The 5,559-nt window shown below is 67.5% G+C and carries 6 protein-coding genes; 2 read left to right on the plus strand and 4 right to left on the minus strand.

The window, feature by feature from the left end; translation table 11 throughout:
• Together ON39_RS50090 and arc are read right to left on the minus strand one after the other, a co-directional pair.
• The coding region (locus ON39_RS50090) for a hypothetical protein (RefSeq protein WP_218006169.1) at nt 1-248 on the minus strand (248 nt) is incomplete at its 3' end.
• Between the two features lie 119 nt (nt 249-367).
• Nucleotides 368-2,128: a proteasome ATPase gene (gene arc / locus ON39_RS18320; RefSeq protein WP_040735681.1), complete on the minus strand. Its 1,761-nt coding sequence runs from the start codon at nt 2,126-2,128 to the stop codon at nt 368-370.
• Between the two features lie 179 nt (nt 2,129-2,307).
• Here arc and ON39_RS18325 point away from each other — a divergent pair, with 179 nt between their 5' ends.
• On the plus strand, nt 2,308-2,808 hold the full coding sequence (locus ON39_RS18325) for a WKL family lipoprotein (RefSeq protein WP_040735675.1): 501 nt from the start codon (nt 2,308-2,310) through the stop codon (nt 2,806-2,808).
• 48 nt (nt 2,809-2,856) lie between these two features.
• Here the strand turns inward: ON39_RS18325 and ON39_RS18330 are convergent, their stop codons facing one another.
• Nucleotides 2,857-3,690, minus strand: coding sequence for a tRNA (adenine-N1)-methyltransferase (locus ON39_RS18330; protein ID WP_040735679.1), 834 nt, complete (start codon nt 3,688-3,690; stop codon nt 2,857-2,859).
• Nucleotides 3,691-3,801: 111 nt separating this feature from the next.
• Between ON39_RS18330 and ON39_RS18335 the strand changes: the two genes are divergently transcribed.
• The gene (locus ON39_RS18335; RefSeq protein WP_051186776.1) at nt 3,802-4,713 is read left to right on the plus strand and encodes a RecB family exonuclease; all 912 of its coding nucleotides are present in this window, start codon (nt 3,802-3,804) and stop codon (nt 4,711-4,713) included.
• Between the two features lie 48 nt (nt 4,714-4,761).
• On the opposite strand, the gene ON39_RS48865 is transcribed toward ON39_RS18335, so the two are convergent.
• Entirely contained in the window at nt 4,762-4,920 is a 159-nt protein-coding gene (locus ON39_RS48865) for a hypothetical protein (protein WP_157195492.1), read from the minus strand.
• Between the last annotated feature and the right edge of the window lie 639 nt (nt 4,921-5,559).

The raw sequence follows: 5,559 nt of genomic DNA on the forward strand, positions 1-5,559 counted from the left end.
CCTGCGCCCCCACACAGCTGGGCACCGGCACCACCAGCGTGCACCCCGCACAACGGAACTCCAGCACCACCGGCGTGCGCCCCCACACAGTGGGACAGTGGCACCACCAGCGTGCACCCCGCACAACGGAACTCCAGCACCACCAGCATGCGCCCCACATAGCTGGACACTGGAACCACCAGCATGCGCCCCACATAGCTGGGCACCGGCACCACCAGCCTGCACCCCACCCAGCTGGACACCGGCACCAGCTAGCCTGCGCCCCGCACAGCTGGGCACCGGCACCACCAGCCTGCACCCCACCCAGCTGGACACCGGCACCAAAAGGCCGCGCTCCCAAGGGAAGCGCGGCCTCAGGCAGAACAACCTACAGGTACTGACCCGTATTGGACTCCGTGTCGATCGCCCTGCTCGCGCTGGCGTTCTTGCCGGTGACCAACGTCCGGATGTAGACGATCCGCTCGCCCTTCTTGCCCGAGATGCGTGCCCAGTCATCGGGATTCGTAGTGTTGGGCAGGTCCTCGTTCTCGGAGAACTCGTCCTGGATCGAATCGTAGAGGTGCTGGATGCGCAGGCCGGGGTTGCCGGTGTCGAGGACGGACTTGATGGCGTACTTCTTGGAGCGGTCCACGATGTTCTGGATCATGGCGCCGGAGTTGAAGTCCTTGAAGTACAGGACTTCCTTGTCGCCGTTGGCGTAGGTGACCTCCAAGAAGCGGTTGTCCTCGCTTTCGGCGTACATCCGGTCGACGACCCGTTCGATCATCGCGCGGACGCACAGCGCCTTGTCGCCGCCGAACTCGGCGAGGTCGTCGGCGTGCAGCGGCAGGTCCTCGGTCAGGTACTTGGAGAAGATGTCCTGCGCCGACTCCGCGTCCGGCCGCTCGATCTTGATCTTCACGTCCAGGCGGCCGGGCCGCAGGATCGCGGGGTCGATCATGTCCTCGCGGTTGGAGGCGCCGATCACGATGACGTTCTCCAGGCCCTCGACGCCGTCGATCTCCGAGAGCAGCTGCGGCACGACCGTGGTCTCCACGTCGGAGGACACGCCCGAGCCACGGGTGCGGAAGATGGAGTCCATCTCGTCGAAGAACACGATCACCGGCGTGCCCTCGGACGCCTTCTCGCGTGCCCGCTGGAAGATGATCCGGATGTGGCGCTCGGTCTCGCCCACGAACTTGTTCAGCAGCTCGGGGCCCTTGATGTTGAGGAAGAAGGACTTGGCTTCCTTGGCATCCTCGCCGCGCGCCTCGGCGATCTTCTTGGCCAGCGAGTTGGCCACCGCCTTGGCGATGAGCGTCTTACCGCAGCCGGGCGGACCGTAGAGCAGCACGCCCTTGGGCGGGCGCAGCGCGTACTCACGGAACAGATCCTTGTGCAGGAAGGGCAGCTCGACCGCGTCGCGGATCTGCTCGATCTGTCGCCCGAGGCCGCCGATGTCGGTGTAGTCGACGTCCGGAACCTCTTCCAGCACAAGGTCTTCGACCTCGGCCTTGGGGATGCGCTCGAACGCGAAGCCCGCCTTGGTGTCCACCAGCAGCGAGTCGCCGGGGCGCAGCTTGCGCACCGGGGAGTCGGGGTCGTCCAGGTCGTCGTTCTCCGCGACCTTGGCCAGCGGACCCGACAGCCAGACCACGCGCTCCTCGTCCGCGTGGCCGACGACGAGGGCGCGACGGCCGTCATCGAGGATCTCCCGCAGGGTGCCGATCTCGCCGATCGCGTCGAAGACGCCGGCCTCGACGATCGTCAGCGCCTCGTTGAGGCGGACGGTCTGACCGTATTCGAGGGTCGAGGTCTCGATGTTCGGTGAACACGTCAACCGCATCTTGCGACCCGAGGTGAACACGTCGACCGTTTGATCGTCGTAGACACCGATCACGATGCCGTAGCCACTCGGCGGCTGGCCGAGCCGATCGACTTCCTCCCGCAAGGCGACAAGCTGCTGGCGCGCTTCCTTGAGGGTGTCCATCAGCTTGGTGTTGCGAATCGTCAGCGAATCGATGCGGGCTTCCAATTCCCGTGCACGATCCGGCGAATCGGCGAGTTGCCTGCGGAGTGCAGCCGCTTCGGCGCGTACCGCCTCGAGCTCTCTCCAGGCCGCCGAATCCGAATTCTCGATGGGGCTCATGTGCTGCTCCTCCCAGTCCCGGTCTATCAACGCTACCGGGCGCGAACCGTTCTCGCTTTCCGACATGGTTTCGTCGTGATCACATCTGGGCTGCGATCGACGGCCGGATGACCATGTTAGCCTGCCCTAACCCGCACTCGGTGAGCCTACTCGCCGACCGAGCCGAAAGGTTGCTGATTATGCTCCTTCCCGCCAGGACCCTCCGCGTTTCTGTTGCTACCGCTGCCGCCGCCCTCGCCGTTACCGTCGGGCTCGCCGCCTGCGGCTCCGACGACGACAAGTCCGATACCAAGGTCAGTTCCTCCAGCGCAGTGGCCGCCGGCACCTCGGCGGCCGCCGCCGCGCCGACGCCGGACACCCTCCAGGCGGTACTGGTCAAATTATCCGACCCCGCCGTACCCACGCTGGAGAAGGCCAAGCTGATCGTCGACGGCGAAAAGCGCACGGCCAACATCGATCAGATGAACAAGGGGCTCGCGGGCTACAAGCTGACCTACGCAGTGGCCGATGTCACAACCCAGGGCAACACCGCCACCGCGCAGGTGACCGTCACCTCGCCGCACGGCGCCCCGCCCGCGATACCCATGAGCTGGGAGAAGGTCGGCGACACCTGGAAGCTGTCCGACACGAGCGGCTGCCTGCTGCTCGGCTTGGCCCAGGCCCCCTGCGTTCCCGCCTGATCACCGCGTGCGGCCGAGGGCGATGTGCGGACGCCCTCGGCCGGCGCGTCAGCCCTTGGAGGGTCTGCGCTGCGGCTTCGGGGTCACCGTGCCCTCGGCGAGTCGGCGCGCGCTCACCAGGAACGCCGTGTGGCCCTGCATGCGATGCTCGGGGCGCACCGCGAGCCCGACGACGTGCCAGCCGCGCACCATCGACTCCCACGAACGCGGCTCGGTCCAGCACTCCTGCTCGCGCAGCGCCTCGACGACCTTCGACAGCTGCGTCACCGTCGCCACGTAGACCAGCAGCACGCCGCCGGGCACCAGCGCCTTGGCCACCGCGGGCAGCGCGTCCCACGGCGCGAGCATGTCGAGCACGGCGCGATCGACCGGCTCGCCCGCGTAGTCGGCCACATCGCCGACCGTCAGCGACCAATTTGCCGGTCGTTCGCCGTAGAAGGTCTCCACGTTGCGGATCGCGTGGTCGGCGTGGTCCTGCCGGATTTCGTACGACACGACCTCGCCCTGCGGCCCGACGGCCCGCAACAGCGAACAGGTCAGCGCGCCCGAACCCGCGCCCGCCTCCAGCACGCGCGCGCCGGGGAACATATCGCCCTCGTGCACGATCTGCGCGGCGTCCTTCGGGTAGATCACAGCGGCCCCGCGCGGCATGGACAGCACGTAGTCGGTCAGCAAGGGGCGCAAGGCCAGATACGGTGTGCCGTTGGTGGAGTTCACCACTGAGCCCTCGTCGGCGCCGATCAGGCTGTCGTGCTTGATCCCGCCACGATGGGTGTGAAACTCCTTGCCCTCCTCCAAGACCACCGTGTACAGGCGCCCTTTGGCATCGGTCAGCTGTACCCGGTCACCGAGGGTGAATGGCCCGGTCCGTCTGGCCGTCATGAATCTCCGTTCGCTGGAAAAGCAGTGTGTCGATGGGTCGCGCACCGAGCAGGCCTGGCGCTTTCGCGCGCGAGAGCGGTTGTGTCGGTGCCGCCGGATAGCCTGCCAGGTATGAGCTCGCCCGTGTCCACGCCCCCTGCCGACGGCGCGCCCGCGTCCGACCCCGGTGCGGCGGCGAGCCGGTCGCGGCCCGCACTGTCGCCTTCGCGGGCAATGGATTTCAAGCAATGCCCGCTGAAATACCGGTTCCGCGCCATCGATCGGATTCCTGAGACGCCGAATCGCAACGCGCTGCGGGGCACTCTGGTGCACGCGGTGCTCGAGGACCTGTATGGACTGCCTGCGGCGCAGCGAGAGCCGCAGCGGGCCGAGACGCTGATCGTGCCGGCCTGGGCGCGGGTGGCGAGCGAATGGCCCGAGGTGACCGAGCTGATCACCGACGCCGAACTCGACGGCTTCCTCGGCGAGGTGCGCGCGCTGGTGCGGGCGTACTACCGGCTCGAAGACCCGACGCGCTTCGAGCCTGAATCCAGGGAGGCGCGGGTGGAGGTCGAGCTCGACGACGGAGTTCTGTTGCGCGGCTTCGTCGATCGGATCGATGTCGCGCCGACGGGGCAGCTGCGGGTGGTCGACTACAAGACCGGCCGGGCACCCGGGCCCACGCAGGAGACCAGGGCGCTGTTCCAGTTGAAGTTCTACGCGCTCGTCGTGCTGCGCACCCGCGGCGTCCTGCCCGCCCAGCTACGACTGATCTACCTGGCCGACCAGCAGATCCTCACCTACGCCCCCGATGAGGAGGAGTTGCTGCGCTTCGAACGCACCCTGTCCGCGCTGTGGGCGGCCATTCTGGAGGCGGGGCGCACCGGCGATTTCCAGCCGAACCCCGGCTGGCTCTGCGCCTACTGCGACTACAAACCGCTGTGCCCCGAGTTCGGCGGCACCGCGCCGGCCTACCCCGGCTGGCCCGCGGGCGGGACCGGCGAGTCGCCGGACGAGACGCTGGCCGATGCCGTCGCGGAGTGAGTCAGGCCCTGTCTCGACATTCGGGGCCGGATGCATCCGTGACTGGGCCTACCGCCCCAGCGCGTGCAATAAATCCAGTGACGTGCCGTGTGAGCCGATGAGCGCCACTGCGACGATCAGCACCACAACCCCCACCACGTCGCCCGCGAGGATCAGCACATTACGAAGGCGAGGCCATCGCTGGACTCGCTCGACGTCGGTCGTCATCGACGTTCTCCCATACATCTGCGCGGGGGCCCGTAGCGGCGCCCCGACGTTGTCTGTGTGTATTTCGCCCGACACACCGCACAGTGTTGCGGAAACACCATGAAATTTTCGTGAAGACTCGCGGAGTTGGCGGATGCCGACAACTCTCGCACGGCCTGCGTGCCGTGCAGCGAATCGCGGGGCGACCCCTGCGCGAACCCGCACGCCACACACCACATCGCAGGGTGACCCCGCGCGACCCTCGCACCGCGCACCAAATCGCGAGGCGACCCACGCAGGCGAGGTGCCGCACGAAGACGTCGGCTGACCCGCACGCGGCATAGTGCGCACAGCCCGAATCACACGTGAAATCGCGGGGCGACTCCGCACGACCCTCGCACCGCGCCCCAAATTGCAGGGCGACCTCGCGAAACCCTGGTGCCGCGCACCAAATCCCGAGGCAACCCCCGCGCGCCAGACGCGCACCAAATCACCGGCCGACCCACGCACGGACATGGTGCCCACAGCCTGAATCACACGTGAAATCGTGGGGCGACTCTGCACGACCCACGCACCGCACACCAAATACCGAGGCGACCCACCCGGGCCAGATGCGCACCAAATCATCGGCCGACCCACGCACGGACATGGCGCGCACAG

The organism is Nocardia tenerifensis NBRC 101015, assembly GCF_000308715.1.
GTDB lineage: Bacteria > Actinomycetota > Actinomycetes > Mycobacteriales > Mycobacteriaceae > Nocardia > Nocardia tenerifensis.